Below are 18,747 nucleotides of genomic sequence, written 5' to 3'. Positions count from 1 at the left end.
TCTAAACAAAGCCGCAGACTAGCGCCTTTCCGCCTCACCCGTCTACTGGATCTCTTATGGATTGGCTCGCTTTCTCCCACGGAGCGGCGCTGTGCGCGTCGCTGATCGTGACCATCGGCGCCCAGAACGCCTTCGTGCTGCGGCAAGGCATCATGCGCTCGCACATCGGCAAGATCGTGCTGCTCTGCACCGTGTCGGATTTCATCCTGATTGCCGCGGGCGTGGGCGGCGCCTCGGTGCTGGTGGAGCGTTATCCGGTGTTCGTCCATGCCATGCTGTACGTCGGGCTTGCCTACCTCGCATGGTTCGGCGTCAACGCGCTGCGCCGCGCGGTGCGGCCCGGCCATGCGGTGCTGGCGGTCGACGCCCCGGCTGATCCGGCTTCGGGGCATTCCGCGCCCGCCGCTCAGTCCACCCAGCGCGCCATGCCGATCGTCCTGATGACGCTCGCCTTCACATGGCTCAACCCGCATGTGTATCTGGACACCTTTCTGCTGATCGGCACCGCCGGCGCCCGTGAAGCGCTGGGCGGCCGGGTGGCGTTCGCGCTCGGCGCGATGGCGGTCAGCGCCGTGTGGTTCGTCGGACTCGGCTACGGCGCCCGGGCGCTCGCCCCGCTGTTTCGCCGCGCTACCGCGTGGCGCGTGCTGGATGGCGCGATCGGCAGCATGGTCTTGCTGCTCGCTGTCACGCAGTTGCGTTAGAAAACAACCCAAGGGACCACCGGCGGGGCCATAAGGCGGACGGGAAGCCGTAAAATCAGACTCCCGTCCCGCTTTCTCCAGGCCCCCGCCCTCATGGTCAATCCGACGCATTTCGACCTGCACTCCCTGCGCGTCTTTCTGACGGTCGCCGAAACCGGCAGCCTGACCCGTGCGGCCGAACGCAGCCACATGACGCTCTCCGCGATCAGCAAACGCATCGCCGACCTCGAGCGGGCCACCGACTGCGCGCTGCTGGTGCGTCATCCGCGCGGCGTCGAACTCACGCCGGCGGGACACGGCCTCCTCACCCACGCGCTGCAGGTACTCGACCAGGTCAACCGGATGGCGAGCGAGATGAGCGACTTCGCGGTGGGCGTGCGCGGCCACGTGCGGATCTGGGCCAACACCTCGGCCATCGTGCAGTTCCTCCCCACCGACCTGCAGCGCTTCCTTGCCGACAACCCCAGCGTCAAGGTCACGCTCGAAGAACGCCTGAGCGGCGAAGTGATCGAAGCACTCGGCGCGGGCCGCGCGGATCTCGGCATCTTCGCGGACAACGTGCCCGCGCCGCTGGTCGACAAACGCCTCTACCGGCGCGACCGGCTGGTGCTGCTGGTCCCCGCCGGCCATGCGCTCGCCGACGTCGCGCAGATCGCCTTCGCCGATACGCTCGAATACGACTACGTCGCCCTGAACAGCGGCAGTTCGCTGCTGCTGCGCATGATGGACGCCGCTCTCGCCGCCGAGCGCCCGCTGCGGCTGCGCATCCAGATGCGCAGCTTCGACGGCATCTGCCGGATGATCGAAGCGGGCCTCGGCATCGGCATGCTGCCCGCGGCGGCGGTGCGCCCGGAGATCCTCGCAGCCGGCCTGCGCGCCGTGCGGTTGACGGACGCCTGGGCCGAACGCACGCTATGGATCGGCGCGAAAGACGCCGAAGCGCTTACGCCCGAAGCGGCCAGGCTGTTCGAGTTCCTGGCGGGCGTGCCGGCGGCCGGCTGAGCGTCGCCGGACTGCAGCACCCGGACGCCCCGTCAACCCCTGCACTCCCGCACTCCCGCGCCCTTTCCCCCCGGGAAAGGGTCCGTGAACATTCCGACATTCCCAAGTCCGCCGCGCGGCGTCACTATCCTGTGCAACGGAACACACTGGATGGAGACGACAGCATGGCTCGCCCGCTCGACGGAATCCGCGTCCTCGAACTCGGACAACTGATTGCCGGCCCGTTCGCGAGCCGGCTGCTCGCCGAATTCGGCGCCGACGTCATCAAGGTCGAACCGCCCGGCACGGGCGATCCGCTGCGCAAATGGCGCATGCTGCACGACGGCACGTCGGTGTGGTGGGCCTCGCAGTCGCGCAACAAACGCTCGGTGACGCTCGATCTGCGCGACCCCGAAGGCCAGGACATCGCGCGGCGTCTCGCCGCCGAGGCGGATGTCGTGATCGAAAACTTCCGCCCGGGCGCGCTCGAAGGCTGGGGGCTCGGCTGGGACACCCTGCATGAACTGAATCCCAGGCTCGTGATGTTGCGCGTGTCGGGCTACGGCCAGACCGGCCCGTATCGCGACCTGCCCGGCTTTGGCGTGATCGGCGAGGCCATGGGCGGGTTGCGCCATCTGAGCGGCGAGCCGGGCCGCACGCCCGTACGAGTGGGCGTGTCGATCGGCGATTCGCTCGCGGCCCTGCATGGCGTGATCGGCATTCTGCTCGCGCTGCGCCATCGCGACCAGCAAGGCGGCCAAGGCCAGATGATCGACGTCGCGCTCTACGAGTCGGTCTTCAATATGATGGAAAGCCTGTTGCCCGAATACTCGGTGTTCGGCGCGGTCCGGCAAGCGGCCGGCAGCAGTCTGCCGGGCATCGCGCCCTCCAACGCGTATCGTTGCCGGGACGGCAAGTTCGCCCTGATCGCGGGCAACGGCGACAGCATCTTCCGGCGCCTGATGGAAGTGATCGAACGCCCCGACCTCGCCGCCGACCCGGCGCTCGCGCAAAACGACGGCCGCGTGGCGAACGTCGAACGGCTCGACGCCGCCATCGGCGCCTGGACCGCGCAGCACTCGCTCGAGGAGGTGCTGGACCATCTGAACGAAGCGCGGATTCCAGCCGGCAAGATCTACGACGTCGCCGACATCGCCACCGACCCGCATTACCGCGCCCGCGAGATGATCCTCGACAGCACGCTCGACGACGGCACGCCGGTGCAACTGCCGGGCGTGCTGCCCAAACTCGATGCCACGCCCGGTACGGTGCGCAGCCGCGCGCCGACGCTCGGTCAACACACCGACGAGGTGCTCGCCTCGCTCGGCCTCGACGACGCCCAACGCGCGGCCCTGCGCGAACGCGGCGTCATCTGACGCATCCCATCCTTCCGGAGCCACACATGAGCGCCATCCGCCCTCGCCTCTACATCCAGGAGGTCGCCACCCGCGACGGCTTCCAGAACGAAGCGCGCTTTATCGAAACCGACGACAAGGTCGCCCTGATCGACCGTTTAAGCGCCTGCGGCTTCGCCAAGATCGAAGTGACCTCGTTCACCTCGCCGCGCGCGATTCCGGCGCTGCGCGACGCCGAAGCGGTGATGCATCGCATCGTGCGTGCGCCGGGTGTCGTCTACACCGTGCTGGTGCCCAATGTCCGCGGCGCGGAACGGGCGCTCTCGTGCGACGTCGACGAGGTCAACCTCGTCATGTCGGTCAGCGAAAGCCACAACCGCGCCAACCTGCGCATGGGTCGGGAAGAGTCGTTCGCACAACTGCGCGATGTGATCGAGGTGGTCAGCAAGACGCGTGTGGCGATCAACGTGTCGTTGTCGACCGCATTCGGTTGCCCGATGGAGGGTGATGTGCCCGAAGACGACGTACTCGGCTGGGTAGCGCGTTTCGCCGAACTCGGCGTGCACGGCGTCACGCTGTGCGATACGACAGGCATGGCCTATCCGAACCAGGTGCGGCAACTGGCGCAACGCACGCGCGCCCAGTTCGCCCAGCTTGAAACCACCCTGCATTTTCACAACACGCGCGGCATGGCGCTCGCCAATACGATGGCCGCGCTGGACGCGGGTATCGACCGCTTCGACGCCTCGCTCGGCGGCCTCGGTGGCTGTCCCTACGCACCGGGCGCGACGGGTAACGTCTGCACGGAAGAGCTCGTGCATATGCTGGAATTGAACGGCTACGACACGGGGGTCGATTTGACCCAGGCGCTGGAAGCCTCCGCACACTTGCCGGGACTGATCGGTCACGATGTCCCGAGCCAATTGCTCAAGGCCGGACGGCGGCTCGATCTGCATCCCGCTCCCGAAGCGAGCGAGCAGCGTCCGCCCGCTTCTGCACATTGAGACGCCTTTCCGAACCAGGCGGTCGCCGCGTACGCACGTCAGGCGAATGTACCGGCGTCAAACACGCGCGGCTGCCTCTCGTTCGCCTTAAGGCTGGGTGGCCGCCGGTGTGTCCTCGCAGATCCCCACGCGCCCTACCCCGACCGTCTGCAACGCGCCGTCCGTCACGTACGGCACGAGCCCGTCCTTGCAAATCTTCTGCACCGTGTCGCGGGCGCACTGCTCATCGCCGGGGGCACAGTAGTCGATCGAGATCACCGGCAAGCGGTATTGTTCGCGGATGACCTTGGCCTGCCCCAGCAGCCAGTCGCGATCCGCCGGCGGCACTTGCGTATAGCGCTGCTTCGCCTGATCCCAGCCGCTGTAGAGCGATTCGAACGCCACTGCGTACGCCAGATCGTGCACCTGCGGCAGGATCTCGAAGCCGCGGTTGAACATCAGTAACGCTCGCGGGTAGCGCGCCTTGATCGCGCGGATCACCGCCACCAGTCCCGCTTGCTGGCGCCGGCGGGCCTCGTCGGTTTTGGCGATCAACTGATACGAATCGAGCGTGTCGAGAAAGAAGCCGCGATAGCCTTTGCGCCATAGCGGCGCAATCACCTGCTTTACGTAAAACGCCGGCCAGCCGGGTGCATCCTGATCCACCACGTTCGAGGCCCACGCGGCGTTATGACCCGCCAGCCAGGCCTTCGGCATGGCCGCGTAATACGCCCGCTGCGGCGTGACTTCGCCGACGCTGACATAGGCAAACCACGCCGTGCATCCCGCGGGCTGAGCCGCCGGATCGAAACCGCTATCCGGCTCCACCACGACCGCATCGAATCGCGAGAGCGGTTCGACGGGCACCGGTTCGCCATAAAAGAACGCCACCGACGGCAGCGCGGCGCCGTTAGCCACATTCGCGGCGCTGCAGCCGGCACCAACCGGCGCGAGGGTCTGGGCCTGTGCCGCGGGTGTTAGGCCCGCAGCCGTGCCGAAGCAGGCCACCCAGGCAGCAAAACGGCACAACGTGCGCACCATGAACATCCGCATCTCGCGTGATCGGTTAGTTATGCAGCATGTAGGTTTCGTATTCGAGCTTGGCGAATTTGCGGTCCAGCGTCAGCACGGCGGCCACCACCAGAATCAGCAACGCCAGCGCGAAGCCGTAGCCATAGGCATTCGGACTCATCTGCAACGTAAGCCACGTCAGCGCGCCGTTGAGGACCACAAACGCGACGCACAGTTTCAACACCGTACGCCGCGCATCCAGATAGAAGAACACGTTCAGGAGACCCAGCAGCACCACCTGCAGGCTGGCCGAAATCACGTCGATGGTCAAGAGCGGCATATACAGCGGCGAGATATGCAACGCCTGCAGCACGTTCTGTCCGAAAGCGAAAATCAGCAGCAGCACCACCGCCTGAATCTTGATGATTTCATACAGCCCCGCGCGCACGCTACCCACCATCATGTCGCGCATGTCGTTGATGTGGCGCAGCGTCGCGCCGCTGCGCACGGCGTCGTAGAAGGCGTCGTAGTACTCGACGAAATCCGCCTCGATGCGCACCAGAAACGTCGCCATGCCGGGCATCACACACACATAGGCGATAAACACGGGGATATCGTAGATCACCGAAGCGTGCAGCGGCCCGATGACCGGCGCGCCGGTGCCGGGCGCGTACCAGAACATGAACTTGTCGAGCCACACGCCGAGATTGAAAAACAGCCCCACCAGCGCGAGCGTCGGATAGGCGAAACGCTTGTCGAACACCTCGAAGGAAATCAGCCGGCCGCTGCGGTAGTTGCGGTAGATCAGTCCGGACAGCCCGCCCAGCAACACCAGATGCCCCGCCACGAAGCCGCCCAGCAGTCCGGCCAACCCATGCCGGTTGAGCATCAGCGCGAACGCCACGGTGCAGCCGTAGCCGATCAGAAACACAAACAGGATCTGCCGGTACTGCTTGACGCTGGACAGGAAAATCACGGCGATCCAGATATTGCTGACCACCACGAAACCCGCCACCATGAGCACGCGATACGCCAAAGGCTCGCTCCTGAAGCCCAGCAGCATCGCCACCACGCCGACCAGTCCGGCGGCAATCGTGCTGACCAGTACGACGCCGTTGTAGTTCGACAGCACCAGATCGTCGCGCTTTTCGAACAGCCGGTCGGAGATGAAGCGCGTGAACGACAGTTGCAGCGGCCCGGTCAGGATCAGGCTCAGCGAGATCAGATAGGTGACCGACACCTGAAACTGCACGATCGCGTACTTGGGTATGACGAACGCGAGGCTCATCACGCCAATGATCAGGATACCGAAGATCGACAGGATCAGCGGCCCCGAGCTGATCAGGCCGGCATATGCGTAAGCCCGGGCGACGCCGAACAGCGTCTCGTGCTTGAGGATCTTGCGCAGTTCGAAACCAATCCCGGCCATTAGCGTGTCTCCCCGCTTTGAGCGGCGCGCGTCCCGCCCGGCGCGCCGTGATGCACCGGGCAGCCGCCGGCCGCAGCGCCGTGCTTGCGACGCTCGACGTCGGGCGTGGCTGCGAGCTGGTCATACAGGGTCCGGTAGCTGCCGGTCATCTGCGCCTTCGTATAGTAGCGGCGTACCCGCGCGAGCCCGGCCTGCTGCGCCGACTGCCAGCGCGCATCGTCGTTCAGCAGCGCCACCACGGCCTGCGCGAAAGCGGCCGGATTGGCGATCTGCACGACCGCGCCCGCGCTGCCCAGCGCGCGGTCCTCGTCGCTCAGGCCTTCGATCATCTGCCGACACGCGCCCACATCCGTCGTAATGGACGGAATGCCGGCCGCGAAGCCCTCCAGCACGACGAGCGGCAGCGCCTCGCTGATCGAGGTCAGCGCAATCACGTCGATCTTCGGCAGCACCGCGTCGATGCGCTGAAAGCCGAGGAACTTCACGTTATCGGCGAGCCCGAGGCTTTCCACCAGCGCGCGGCACTCGAGCGCGTAGGCCGGATCTTCTTCCTCCGGTCCGATGATCCAGCCTTCGATGTCGGGCATGCTGCGCGACGCCACAAACATGGCGCGGATAAACGTCTTGATGTCCTTGATCGGCACCACCCGGCCAATTAGCGCCACCACCCGGTGACGCCCCGCGCCCCGTTGCTCGACGAGCGGCGCGAGACCCTCCACGTCGACGCCGTTCGGAATGCTGCGGGTGCGCTCGGCGGCGGCGCCGTCGGCGACCTGGCGCAGGCGGTTGGTCTCGTACAGGGCCACGATCTCGTCGGCGGCGTCATACGCAAGCTTGCCGATCGCTTCGAAAAAGCGTACCCAGAGCTCGCGGAAATAGCTGATCTGCGAAATGTCGCGCTCGAACGCGCCGCGGTTGTCGTGGATCCACTGGCTTTGCAGCAGGTCGATCTTGCGTTCCTTGGTGTAGATGCCGTGCTCGGAAATCAGCAGCGGGCGCCCCGTGCGGTAGTGCAGCAGCGCACCCAGAAAACCCGCATACCCCGTCGACACCGTGTGATAGACGCGCGCCGGGATCAGTTTTTCAGCGACGTTCGCCAACTGCCACAGCGGCTTGTGCATGATGCGCACGGTCCAGAAGTAGTCGGTAAACGATGGGTCGGTACAGTACTTTTCGTACTGCTCGACAATGAAATTCCACGATTGACGACTAGCGAGAAACTGCGCCTCGTTGAGCGTGCCGTGCTCGCCGAGCGTCGGCACCATCTCGGCCATCAGCGCGCCGACATCCGCGCCGCGCACGTCGCGCAACGCGGCATGCAGTTCCGCCGACTTCGCAAACGCCGCCACGTCGCCTTCGATCTCGCGCGGCCGACGTGCATCGGCCTGCGCGGCCTCGTACAGGTAATGCGTCTCGAAGTGCACGACGTTGTCGGGCAGCGCATAGGCCGCGCCGTGATAGTCCTGCTCGCGGCTGCCGATAAAGACGATCGCAAAGCGGGTCTGCGGATAAGCCCGCAGCATTTCGTTGACCCAGCTCGACACCCCGCCGCGCACAAACGGGAAGGTGCCTTCCAGCAGCAGGCAGACATCGGCATCGGCGGCGCGCCGCATCAGGGACTCTTTCATGATGACCAGTAAGTCACAGTGGGTTTGAGCGTCGGCAGCGCCGCGGCATTGCCGAGCGTCGCGAGCCATTGGCCGGTTTGAGCGTAGTCGCCGCGCAGGAACGCCACTTCGGCGAGCCACGGAATCAGCCGTTCGCGCGGGAAACCCAGTTCAAGGGCGCGTTCCATATACTGCCCCGCTTCATCGGGGCGGCCTTCGGCCAGCGCGAGGCGGCCGCGGATCAGCCACAACGCCGCGTCTTTCTCGTCGATTGCGAGCGCGGCGCGTGCGTAGCGGTCGGCCTGCTCGAGCGTATGGCGATACACCGCGCCCTGCACGAGGTTCTGATACACCAGTTCGAAATACAGCTCGGCGAGGCGCCGGTTGATCGCATGGCGCTCGCTGTCGTCCTTGGCCTGCTCCAACGCCTTGCCGGTCGTGAAGATCTTTTGCATGATCTCGTTCTCGGCCTGGTCGAGCGTGCCATAGGCGATCAGGCGCACGTCCTCGATCGGATCGGCCAGCAGGTCGCGCAACAGCGTGCCCGTGGTGCGAGTCGGCATGCTCTGGATCGCGACGAGTGCGGTGAGCCGGTCGGTGGACGATACCTGCGTATTGATCAGACGCGCCTGCAAACGCGCTCCGCCGCCGTGCGAGACCCGCGAGACCAGGTAGGTGACGAACTCGGGACGCGGCACGTCGGCCAGTTGATCGCTTTCCCGTGTGCCTGGAAACCACGCGGCCCAGAGACAGCTCGTCAGCAGAACGAAGCCTGCGCCCAGCGGCACGAAGGTGCACAGCACCCACAGCAGCAGGAGCGTCCAGAAGCGCGGCTCGCGGTAACGGGTCGGCAGCATCCAGCGCAGCAGCAGCGCCTGCACGAATGCGACCAGCGCCTGGGCGACAATGCCGGCCAGCAGCGGATCGATGCCGGCCGGAGCATGCAGGAATCCCTGGTACGCGAGCGCCTCCACCAGCACATAGCCGGCGAACAGCAGCACGTTGACGAGGGCAGACATGAGCTTAGACATCGAGGCCGCTTCGCTTCAGTAGACGCTGCAGCGCCGGGCCCGGCTCCATGTCGCCCAGATGCAGCGTATGCACGCCGACGCGCGCGCTTTCCAGATCCAGGTTGAACTGCGCCGAGAGGCTGGTCTCGATGCGGGCCAGGTAACCGTCGATGCCGGTCGTGTCGGTGGCCGGCATCAGATTCACCAGCACCGACTGCGACGCCGTTTGCACCGGCCACATCAGGTCGAGCGCGCGGCGGCGGCGGATCACGTGTTCGAACAGCGAGTCGCCCGCTTCGTCGCGCGGGAACGCCAGCGCCACCATCGACGACGCGATGCCGGCCTCGCGCTGCAAACGCGTGAGACGGCCGAGGTCGAGCGCGAAGTCGTACGGGCAGCCTGGCACCGCGGCGAGGATGCCCTGCACGAGGCTCGCATGCTCCACGCCGTCCGCGTAGTAGCCGAGCAGCACCAGCAGCAGTTGCAGGTTGTCGAAGTTCAGCGACAGGAACGGCATGCGCTTGATCACCAGCATCGCCAGCAACTGGCCGTCGGCGCTCACCAGCGGCGCGCACACCAGGTACTGCGACTGGGCCGCGGGAATGTCCTCGCTCTTCAGGTGCGCGACGCTCATCGTGCCGATGGCATGGGTGACGAGGATGTCGTCGGGCGCCAACTCGAAGTCGTCGCCGACGCGCGCCGCGGCCTCGCTGCCAACCCGGCCGTTGCGCACCGGAAAGAGCGCCGCGACTTCGATCTGGCACACCTGCGCGACGAACTCCAGCAGGCCATGTGCCCCCGGCAAGGCGCGCAACGGCGCGGCAATGGCTGCCTGCGTCGTATCCGCCGCGCCGCTCCCCTCTTCCGTGATGGACAGGCGGCGCAACTCGGTGATCGAATCGCGCAGCGTGGTCGGCTTCGACAGCAGGTCCTTCTCGAGCCGCTCGTGCGACAGGCGCATCAGATAGTGGCTGTTGGTGATCGCCACCAGCCGGTCGTTCAGGTAACCGTTGATGGTCGAGGCACGCGCGGCGCGATGGCCCCAGGTGTCGCCGAAGTGACCGGCGATCACCGTCTGCAGCAAGCCGCCGACGAACACCATCACCGGCCAGGCATCGCTCGCGGGATACAGCAGTTTCCACGCCGCCAGCAGCAGCGCGCCGGCCAGCAGGCCGGGCAAGGTGCCGTAGCGCAGCGCCACGATCAACGGCGCGAACCACAGCCACGGGAAGCCCGCATGCAACAGCAAGGGATCCTGATGATTGAACGACCAGCTCACGCCGACGACGATAGCAATGAACACGACCGTCTCGACAACCGCAAACGGCCGCGTGACGGCCGGCAGCACGAAACGACGCACGCGCCCCAGGTTGCCGAACGGATTGGAGGTGCGCGTCTTCGAGGCGGCTGAAGCGGATTGCGTGGCGGCGGTATTCACGGCCGTTTCCTTATGACGTGTCGGAATGCAAATGATCGGCTCTGGGCAGGCAAATGCCTCTGCACCGGAGCCTTCGGCGGGACGATCGCCTGAGCGATCCAGCCCGCGCGCTTAGTGGCTCGCGGCAAGCGGCGCCAGCACATGGCCGATCAGCGAAGTCGCCACGCTCGCCAGGCTCGAACGGCTCCAGCCGCTGCGCGCGCCCGTCGCGCTCCAGACCACGCGGCCCGACTGCACGTCGATCAGTTCGAGTGTGAGACCGACCACCGGTTCGCCGTCGACGCCCGTCTTGTAGCGCCACTCTTCCACCGCCCCTGTCAGGATGTACCTGACCTGCTGCGACTGCGCCCATTCGAGCTTCTGGTCCGCGCCTTCGCTCTGCGCGGTGTCGAACAGCGCGTTGGAACCCGCCTCGGCCGGGGCAAAGCGCACGTCCTTCAGACCGTTGGCGCGCAGCACGCTCGCCGCGATCGCCTCCGCGCTGCGGCCGGCCGACGGCGTTTCCGTGTAGTTCGCAATCGATGCGATCGCAACCGAATCGCCCGCGCCGAGTGTGGGCGCCGCAGTTTGCTTGAGCGTACCGCAGCCCGCAAACAGCAACGACGACGCCACCGCGGCGACACACCACGACGCCAGACGCATACCGCTCTTGAATCCGTTCATTGAAACCTCTCCTCAAATAACGTCGATATTCGTTCCGGCCGCCCTGCGGTGCGCATGCCGCGCCCGGTCAGCCGCTTGATCCGTTCAGTAGAACCAGCTATAACGCGCGCCGATCACGGTGATGGGCGTCGAGCCGACCTGCGATACGCTTTCATGCTCCAGGTACAACGCGGCATGGTCGCCGCCGAACACACTGCCGGCCACGCCCACGCTGACTTGCGGCCCCCATCCCTGCAACGAGTTGTGCACGATCCCGACATCGAGGAACGGCCGCCAGCGATGCGTGTACTGGTCGAGCAGGTCGTTGCCGAAGCCGAAGAACATGCCGTACTGCGCATAGGTCAGCGGCATGAAGGTAGCGGCGCTGGTCGGGCCCGCACTCGCCGGCGCAAGCCGCGAGATCAGCGCGTCGGCCTCGCCGCTCGCGCCGTATTCGCCGCGAATGCCCACGAGGCGCACGGTGAAGTCCGGATAATCGGTGCGGATCTTGTAGCCGAGTTCGCCCGTCGAGAGCACGCCGCTGCCCAGGTAGTCGCGCGCCTGGCTATAGAAGCGGTCTGCTTCGACCGTACCCGACGCGTAGATATGCGACGTCATGCGCCAGGTGAAGCCGCCGATCAGGTTGTCCTTCATACCGCCCACCAGCAGCGCCTGCGATTCCGTCGCGGTCTGGTCGCGGCCCGCGCTGCCCGTCAGCGTGAACGTCGAATTGCGGCCGAGTTCGCCCGCGACATCGAGCGTATAGAAGCTGTCCAGCCCTTCGCGCCGGCCGCCTGTCACCTGCCAGTCGGTATCCTGGGTCTGGCGGCGCAGGAACAGGTCGAGCGCGCGATCCACGCCGGGCACGTTAACCAGTTGCGTCTGATCGACGGACCACTGATAGCGCTGCGTGCCGGTGACGCCGACCATATAGAGGTCCGCGATCTTCATGGTGCCGGCCAGCGTCTGCTCGACGTAATCGAGCGGATGTTCGACGTAGTTCTCCACCGTGGTGCCGAGGTATTGCGGCCAGCCGAGCGCCGTGTCGACAAGACGCGTATGCAGTTCGGTATCTTCCGGCGCGCCGGCAAGACCGATGAACGACAGTTGCTCCGCCTGGCCCGGACGATCGAGCGCGATCGTCGCATCGATGCGGCCGTAAAGCGGCAGACGTGCCCCTTCCTTGTCGACGAGACGCTCCATCGACGCCACGTCGCCCTCGGCGAGCGCCAGCGCAAGTTGCGAATCGGCCGGTTGCGCGAGACGGTTGACGTACTGCTCGGCGAGCCAACGTTTTGCGAGCGGATTCGCTTCGTGCGACAACGCCCACGCCACGGCCACATCCTTCGCCACCGCTGACTTGAGCCGCCCATCGTCCTTCGCCTTGCTGGCCGACACCCGCGGCGCCGGCGGCAAGCCGGGCGCATCCCCGAGCAACGTGCGGCGCGCCGCCGTGGTGTCGTCGCGGCCGCCGTCGTGCTTCAGCAGATCGCCAAGCAGTCCTGTGGACACGTCGGCGTCGGCAAAGATCTCCGCCAGCGACACCCGCCGGCCGCGCAACTGCTCGCGCGCTTCCGCATCCTGCGAGGCGCGCCGCTTGAGCGCTGCCTGCGCGCTAGTGCCGCCGGTCGTCACGGCCCGCTCGTCCTGCTCGATCTGCAGCCAAACCTTGCGGCGGATCGACCATGCGAGGTCCGGGCGCCCCGCCATCTCCTGGGCGTCCGCCAGCGTCAGCAGCCAGAGCGGATCGCGGGACATCAGCGCGGCCTGCAAACGCAGATACTGCAGGGCGGCGACCGGCTGGTTCAGACGCAGCCCGGCAGCAGCGAACGGCCCCCACAGCAGGCTGTTTTGCGCCGCATCGTCGCGCCAGCGCACCAGCACCTTGCGCAACTCGGCGTCGCTGCCGTAGTCGACCAGGGTCCAGAGCAGCGCCGCGCGGACTTCCGGGGTCGCGTCGGGCAGATCCACCGCGCGCTCCAGATCGTGCAGCGCGTCGAGCGGCCGGTCGGTCTGCCGGTAGTATTCGGCGCGCACGCCAAGGAAGCTGGCCGACTTCTCGGCGGCGGCGCGCTGCTCGGGCGTGAGGCTATCGAGCAAGGCGGCGATGCGGTCCATCGCCTGAGCGTCGGTGTAGTAATAGAGGGCTTCCTGCAACGCACGAGGCGTGTGGTCGCGTTGATACTGCAGCTCCGCGGTGCGGCCCGCATCGAGCGGATACGCGTCGTAGAAGTAGGTCATCGCGCTCAGGTCTTCGGGCGCCTCGGCGCCGCTCGCGAGCAGATGCTTGTACGCGTTGTTCGCCACCGTGTCCTGTTGCATGAGGCGCGCGAGCTGCGCGTCGTTGCGCCAGAACAGCACGTCGTCGTCGCGTGCGCCGGCGCGCGCCGACTCGAGCGCCGCCAGCGCCTCGGCATACTTGCCCTGGCGATACAGGATGCTTGCCGCGTGCAAGGCGTACGCGGTATTGCCGGGTTCGCTCGTGTGCAGGTTGCGCCAGATCGCGAGGGCCTGTTCGTCATGGCCGGCACGCTCGGCCAGAATCGCCATGCGCTCGTCGATTGCGTGACTGCCCGCGGTGCGCGCATGCGCCTGCAAAAACGCGAGGCCGTCGTCCGGGCGGCCAAGCCGCTCATAGGTGGCAATCACCGAGTCGACCAGTTTCAGGTCCGCCGGCGCCGCGTTCGATGCATGCACCAGCGCGGCCAGATAGGCGGAGTCGTCGTTGAGCATCGGCGCTAAACGCAGCACGTTGGCCCAGCCGGCCGGATCGTTCGACGCCTGCGCATAGCCAAGCCACGATTGCAGCGCGAGCGGCGCGGCGCGGTTCCACTCGGCCACCTGCGCGAGGCGCTTGAGCCAGAGCGCCGAATGCGGGTCTCTGGCGACCTGCGCGGCCGCGACCTTCTGCGCGTTGTCGAGATCGTTCGATTCGAGAAACGATTGATAGACGAGGCCGGCGACGTCGACGTCGGTTGCTGCAGACGTGGACGCTGAGGTTGCCGCAGATGCGGAGGCGGAGGCGGAGGCAGATGCGGAGGCAACCGCTCCAGCACTAGCCGCCGCCTTCAACACCCGCACCGGCGCCCAGTCACGCATACTGTTGCTCCCTTGCGGGCCATCCATATACGCATAAGCCGCCGGCGCGTCTTCATGCGCACGCCCTGCCCTCACCGCCAGCATCGCGAGTTCGAACCCGCCATGCGGCTCGTCGGGCCGCACGTTCGTGTTTGAGTTCGTGTACTTGACCAGTGCCTTCGCATAACGGTCAACCAGATCCGGCCGCTGCGCCGCCCGCGCCAGATTGAGCAACACGATCAAGGTATCGCGATCGTCGGCGAGTGTGCCGACATGCTCGTCGGCGGCCTTCAGCGCCTCGTCGAGCAGATTGCCCGACTGCAGCGCACGGATACCGGCGATGAAGCAACGGCGCTGTTCGTCGCGCGTCGTCGCATCGGCCTGCTGGCGGAACCATGCATCGGCCGCGCGGCGATACTGGCCGACCCACAGGCCATACTTCGCCACCTCGGCGTTCCAGCGCTGGCGGCCATGCGGATCCTGAACAGCAAGGCGCGTGTACAACTGCACCGCGAGTTCCGGCGCGTCGATGGCCGCTGCACGCGCCGCGAGAATCTCGAGCTCGCCGTTGTCCCATGTGAGACCGGCGACGGCGGCAAACTGCTCGCGCAGTTTCGCCAGCGCCACCGCGCGGCGCGGATCGTTCGCGGGAATCGCAAACGCCTGCTGCTCCGCTACCGTCAGGCGCAGCATGACGGCCGCGCGATGCAGCGCATCCGTATGCTGCTCGTCCATACGCTGCGCGATGCGTTCGGCGTCGCCGCCGCGGCCAAGTTGGGCGTACTGCGTGCCCAGCGTGGTAAGCAGTTCGGCGTTGTCAGGCTGCACGCGCAACCATGCCTCCAGATAGGCCGCGCTCAGGTCGCTCGGCTCGGCCGCCGCCGTCATCCGTTCGCGCAACCCGCCATGCGGATACGTCGCATAGAACGTCAGCACGACTACGGCCGCCAGCAGCAGCACGAGCCACGTGGAAGCGATGCGCGGGCGGCTAGCGAGCACAGGCCACCTCGACGCGTTGATAGGCGACTTGCGTGGCGGCCACACCGGCGGTGTCGAAGCGCAGCAGCGCACCGTCGCGCCGTGTGGGAACCGGTTTGCCGTCGACGCTCACGCTGCAGCTCTGGGCATTCGCCAGCGAAACAAACGGCTGATAATAGCCGCCGAACTCGAAGCTCAGGCCGCCTGCGGTGGGGTGAAAGTTGCGCACGAAACCATTCGCCTCGGCGATGTACGGCACGTTACGCGCCGCAGCATTCCCGCCATTCGCGCCGAAGGCAAACCGCGCGGCGCCGCCGTCGATATGGATATACGTCCCGTCCGGACCCGCCGAGAAACCGGTGACACCCGAGGCTCCCTCAAGCGTCGGCGTGGTGGTGTTGGGCCAATGCAGCTCGCGCACTTCGCCGTTGCCGCGCACCAGCCAGCCGTCGCGGCTGCCCACCTGACGCGCCACCGCAAACGAGCGCCAGTCGAGCACCTTGCGGATGTAATCGGTGACATGCACCGGCAATACCGGTTGCGCCAGCACGGTCGAGAAGATCTGGTCCAGCGCACGCAGCGACGCCACCTTGGTGCCGCTGTACATGTGGTAGTAAATATCGATCGGCTTGAAGCGGCGCGGCCGGTCGGTCATGTCGAAGGTTTCGAGCACCCGCGTGAAGCCGTAGAACGGCCCTTGCCAGTCGTTCGTATAAACGTTCTCGTCCTGGTTCGGCGCGTACACCTGATACGCGCCCGGCCCCTTGTCGACGCCGATCGGCGCGATGTTGGTCCAGCTCGGCGCCGACTTCGTGATGACGGTGTCGCCACCGTTGAAGTTGTAGACGCCTGCTTCGTAGACCTTACGGACGACGATCCCCGGCGGCTGGCAATCGCCCGACCACTGCAGCACGACGGTCCGCTTGCCGGCAGGTGCGAGGCGCGAGTTGATGTAGTCGATCGAACCGCTCACCTCGCGGTCTATATTGAACTTGTAGCCCGGAATATTCAGCGAGAACGCCGCATCGCCGCCGCCGCGGTCCACCTTCGCGCCGGTGCTGCTGTCCACGTCTTCCCACTGGAACGGATGCGAATAGGTATGCGTGCCGATCTCCACATACGGCAGCGCAAACATCTTGCGGGCGATCTCTTCGAGACGCGGCGAGATCTTCGGATACAGCCCCGCCGGCCCCACTTCGCCTTCGATGACCGAAAGCGTCATCGGGATCTTGTAGCGCGTGAAAATCTGCTCGTACAGCGCTTCGCCCGAATAGTCGGGGCCGGGGAATTCGGCCCGCGAGGCGAAGCCGTCGCCGTCGACGTGCGTCATCAGCAAACGCCGGCCGTTTTCGGTGGTCACGCTCGGCGACGGCATGGCTTGCAGACGCAACGCCGCGGTGAGGAACTTGAGCGGCTCGATGGCCCAACGCTCCTGGCCGATGCTGTCGAGCGAAACTGAGGTGTACGGATTAAGCGCATAGCCGCCCCACGGGGTCAGCGCGACCGGATCGATCAGCGCGCCGTTAGCCGAGACGCGCAGCAGCGAGTGGCTCTTGACCCCGACGCGCACGCCCAGCAGATCGCGCGGATCGGGGCGTGGATCGATTTCGAAGCCGACCATCGGATCACGGGCAATCACATTGACCGGCGCGGCCATGGTGCCGGGCACGGCCTGCAGATCGAGTGCATCGCCGATCGCGCCGGTCGCATCGAAACCGAACTGGCCCAGGAACGCCACCGGCACATGATCGACAATGCGCGCGGCGACCCAGCGTTGCCACGCCTGCGGGTCGGGCAGCGCATTGCCCTGCAGCCACGCCACCACACCCGCATAGCGGTCCGGCGTGATGCCGGTGGGCAAGGGCTTCGAGAAGTCGACGTATTCGACGTCGTAACCGAGGTAATTGAGCGGCGTGGCGAGATCGCGCACGCCGACGCTCAGATCGAGCGGCTCTTTGATATCGCGGTCCTGCACGACCAGAATCTTGCGCGGCAGGACTTCGATCGCCCCCACGCCGACAATATCGCGAGCCACGCTCGTCACATACGGCACCACGCCGTTCGCCATCACCTGCGCCGCCGTCGTGCGGGCGCATTCGCGATCGGTGCGCGGGCAGTATTCGAGCGAGACCACCGGCACGCCGGTCTGCTGCATGAAGCTGCGCGCCGCGGCGAGGCGGCTCGCGCGCAGCGCGTCCGGTACGTCGGCGGGCAGCGTGGCGGTGTCGTTGAGACCGCGCACGAGCGAGTCGCTCACCACCGCATACAGCGCTTTCGCATGTGGCAGTGCCGCCTGCAGCGCATCGGCGCCGGCAACCACGAGGCGTGCATCGGGATGCGCCACGCGAATCGCCTCGGCAGCCGCAATCGCCGCCGGCGTGTCGAGCAGGAAGCCGCGGTAACCGTGCTGCCACAGCGGCCCGAGACTTTGCGCGACAGCCTCCGGCGTTGCGCCCGAGTCGGCCGGATGCGTGCGGGCAAGCCATACGGTATGCGGCAAGGGATGCGCGGCCGGATCGAAGCCACGCGCGGGATCGACCACCACGGCATCGAACGCTTGCAGCAGTTCGACCGGTGGATTCGCGCCGTAGAAGAACGCCAGATTCGGCTGCGCAGGACGGCCGGCCGCGCCCGTGGGTGCATCGCCGGCGTGCGCGGCTTGCCACGGCGCAAGGCTCGCCGCCAGCACCAGCAGCGCCATGAGCGCCGTCAGCACGACCGGCACGGCCGCGCGCCCACGCACCGCACGCGACGGCCGCGTGCGGATAGCCAGTGGCGTTATCGAATCTCGTGGCGTTTTGGCCGGGCCCAATATCCGGGTAATCCCCCATGCCAAACACTCGATAATCGCGCGCCCGTTAATCTGCTTAATGAGCGGCGCCACCCCCGGGGCCTCCACTCGAACGCCGAATACCGGCGCAATCCTCGTTAGCATCTGATTTCTTATGATCGCTTTGGATGTTTTATTGGCAACCGGCGATGCACGGCCCATCCAGCCAGGCCAAATTTACCGATTCGATTCAAAAATTCTGCCGTTAATGACCGACAGCATTCCAGATACGGAAAAAGCAAATGGCCGGATTCACGCTGTTGCAAACAGGATGGATCAAGGTGCGCGAGACACAGGCCGAAACGATGATTCGGCGCGCATTCTAGCGCGTCCTCCGCACAAGAAAAGCGGTATTTTTGCAACACGTTGCCTCCCAACACGAGTCAGATCAACGAGTTATCGGCCATTTACGAGATGAAGCGGGACAAATCAGGCAGCGCAAACGTTTTACATCCGTCAAATTTGAAGCTATGCGCGCTTCATATTTAACTATCTTTGACATTTGAAACCGAGTGTACGGTAACGCACAGTGGTTCGATTTAATTGATGACGGGGATCTGGCGCAAACGTTATCCCATGACTTCGCAAAGCGCAAATCATTCCTTTATGGCCGGAATATCCAGCCGGGAATGGCGGACTTCTCTGCGCTTTTTCCGCACGCTTTTCGGCCCGCTTTCCAACCCCATATCCACCTCATTCCC

Annotated in this window: 12 protein-coding genes; 4 read left to right on the top strand and 8 right to left on the bottom strand. The window is 65.9% G+C overall.

Going from position 1 to position 18,747, the window contains the following annotated elements; all coding sequences use genetic code 11:
* Window positions 1-56: 56 nt before the first annotated feature.
* The 4 genes from P3T42_RS21875 (at window position 57) to P3T42_RS21860 (ending at window position 4,044) form a co-directional block, all read left to right on the top strand.
* On the top strand, window positions 57-704 hold the full coding sequence (locus tag P3T42_RS21875) for a LysE/ArgO family amino acid transporter (protein ID WP_074297927.1): 648 nt from the start codon (window positions 57-59) through the stop codon (window positions 702-704).
* A 93-nt stretch (window positions 705-797) separates the two neighbouring features.
* Window positions 798-1,706 (top strand): LysR family transcriptional regulator, encoded by a 909-nt coding sequence (locus P3T42_RS21870; protein WP_429307218.1) that lies wholly within the window; start codon window positions 798-800, stop codon window positions 1,704-1,706.
* Between the two features lie 164 nt (window positions 1,707-1,870).
* A complete protein-coding gene (locus tag P3T42_RS21865) occupies window positions 1,871-3,061 on the top strand; it encodes a CaiB/BaiF CoA transferase family protein (protein ID WP_429307217.1) in 1,191 nt (396 codons plus the stop codon).
* A 26-nt stretch (window positions 3,062-3,087) separates the two neighbouring features.
* Window positions 3,088-4,044, top strand: coding sequence for a hydroxymethylglutaryl-CoA lyase (locus P3T42_RS21860; protein WP_074297920.1), 957 nt, complete (start codon window positions 3,088-3,090; stop codon window positions 4,042-4,044).
* 87 nt (window positions 4,045-4,131) lie between these two features.
* Here P3T42_RS21860 and P3T42_RS21855 read toward each other — a convergent pair whose 3' ends face one another.
* From P3T42_RS21855 to P3T42_RS21820, 8 genes are all read right to left on the bottom strand, one after another.
* Entirely contained in the window at window positions 4,132-5,076 is a 945-nt protein-coding gene (locus tag P3T42_RS21855) for an endo alpha-1,4 polygalactosaminidase (protein WP_429307216.1), read from the bottom strand.
* Window positions 5,077-5,089: 13 nt separating this feature from the next.
* Window positions 5,090-6,463, bottom strand: a complete 1,374-nt coding sequence (gene pelG / locus P3T42_RS21850) for an exopolysaccharide Pel transporter PelG (RefSeq protein WP_074297916.1) — start codon at window positions 6,461-6,463, stop codon at window positions 5,090-5,092.
* Complete coding sequence (gene pelF / locus P3T42_RS21845) at window positions 6,463-8,091, bottom strand: GT4 family glycosyltransferase PelF (RefSeq protein ID WP_074297914.1); 1,629 nt, start codon at window positions 8,089-8,091, stop codon at window positions 6,463-6,465. The genes pelG and pelF overlap by 1 nt, the downstream gene beginning before the upstream one ends.
* Window positions 8,088-9,101: a hypothetical protein gene (locus P3T42_RS21840; RefSeq protein ID WP_074297912.1), complete on the bottom strand. Its 1,014-nt coding sequence runs from the start codon at window positions 9,099-9,101 to the stop codon at window positions 8,088-8,090. The genes pelF and P3T42_RS21840 overlap by 4 nt, the downstream gene beginning before the upstream one ends.
* Window positions 9,094-10,518 carry a PelD GGDEF domain-containing protein gene (locus P3T42_RS21835; RefSeq protein ID WP_074297910.1) on the bottom strand — a complete coding sequence of 475 codons (1,425 nt, stop codon included), beginning with the start codon at window positions 10,516-10,518 and terminating at the stop codon, window positions 9,094-9,096. Before P3T42_RS21835 ends, P3T42_RS21840 begins: the two co-directional genes overlap by 8 nt.
* 111 nt (window positions 10,519-10,629) lie before the next feature.
* Complete coding sequence (locus tag P3T42_RS21830) at window positions 10,630-11,181, bottom strand: penicillin-binding protein activator LpoB (protein ID WP_429307215.1); 552 nt, start codon at window positions 11,179-11,181, stop codon at window positions 10,630-10,632.
* An 84-nt stretch (window positions 11,182-11,265) separates the two neighbouring features.
* The gene (locus P3T42_RS21825; protein WP_429307214.1) at window positions 11,266-15,237 is read right to left on the bottom strand and encodes a tetratricopeptide repeat protein; all 3,972 of its coding nucleotides are present in this window, start codon (window positions 15,235-15,237) and stop codon (window positions 11,266-11,268) included.
* Window positions 15,227-17,917 (bottom strand): sugar ABC transporter, encoded by a 2,691-nt coding sequence (locus P3T42_RS21820; RefSeq protein ID WP_429307272.1) that lies wholly within the window; start codon window positions 17,915-17,917, stop codon window positions 15,227-15,229. The genes P3T42_RS21825 and P3T42_RS21820 overlap by 11 nt, the downstream gene beginning before the upstream one ends.
* Between the last annotated feature and the right edge of the window lie 830 nt (window positions 17,918-18,747).

Source organism: Paraburkholderia sp. GAS38 (assembly GCF_050434965.1).
Classification (GTDB): Bacteria; Pseudomonadota; Gammaproteobacteria; order Burkholderiales; family Burkholderiaceae; genus Paraburkholderia; species Paraburkholderia phenazinium_A.
Note: the sequence above shows the minus strand (reverse complement) of the source record. Positions and strands in the feature narration are given on the sequence as shown.

Excerpts from the sequence above, each read along its gene's own strand:
- pelG (WP_074297916.1), bottom strand. The coding sequence starts at position 6,463 with ATGGCCGGGATTGGTTTCGAACTGCGCAAGATCCTCAAGCACGAGACG.
- P3T42_RS21855 (WP_429307216.1), bottom strand. The coding sequence starts at position 5,076 with ATGCGGATGTTCATGGTGCGCACGTTGTGCCGTTTTGCTGCCTGGGTG.
- P3T42_RS21875 (WP_074297927.1), top strand. The coding sequence starts at position 57 with ATGGATTGGCTCGCTTTCTCCCACGGAGCGGCGCTGTGCGCGTCGCTG.
- P3T42_RS21870 (WP_429307218.1), top strand. The coding sequence starts at position 798 with ATGGTCAATCCGACGCATTTCGACCTGCACTCCCTGCGCGTCTTTCTG.
- P3T42_RS21820 (WP_429307272.1), bottom strand. The coding sequence starts at position 17,917 with ATGGCGCTGCTGGTGCTGGCGGCGAGCCTTGCGCCGTGGCAAGCCGCG.
- P3T42_RS21860 (WP_074297920.1), top strand. The coding sequence starts at position 3,088 with ATGAGCGCCATCCGCCCTCGCCTCTACATCCAGGAGGTCGCCACCCGC.
- P3T42_RS21840 (WP_074297912.1), bottom strand. The coding sequence starts at position 9,101 with ATGTCTAAGCTCATGTCTGCCCTCGTCAACGTGCTGCTGTTCGCCGGC.
- pelF (WP_074297914.1), bottom strand. The coding sequence starts at position 8,091 with ATGAAAGAGTCCCTGATGCGGCGCGCCGCCGATGCCGATGTCTGCCTG.
- P3T42_RS21865 (WP_429307217.1), top strand. The coding sequence starts at position 1,871 with ATGGCTCGCCCGCTCGACGGAATCCGCGTCCTCGAACTCGGACAACTG.
- P3T42_RS21830 (WP_429307215.1), bottom strand. The coding sequence starts at position 11,181 with ATGAACGGATTCAAGAGCGGTATGCGTCTGGCGTCGTGGTGTGTCGCC.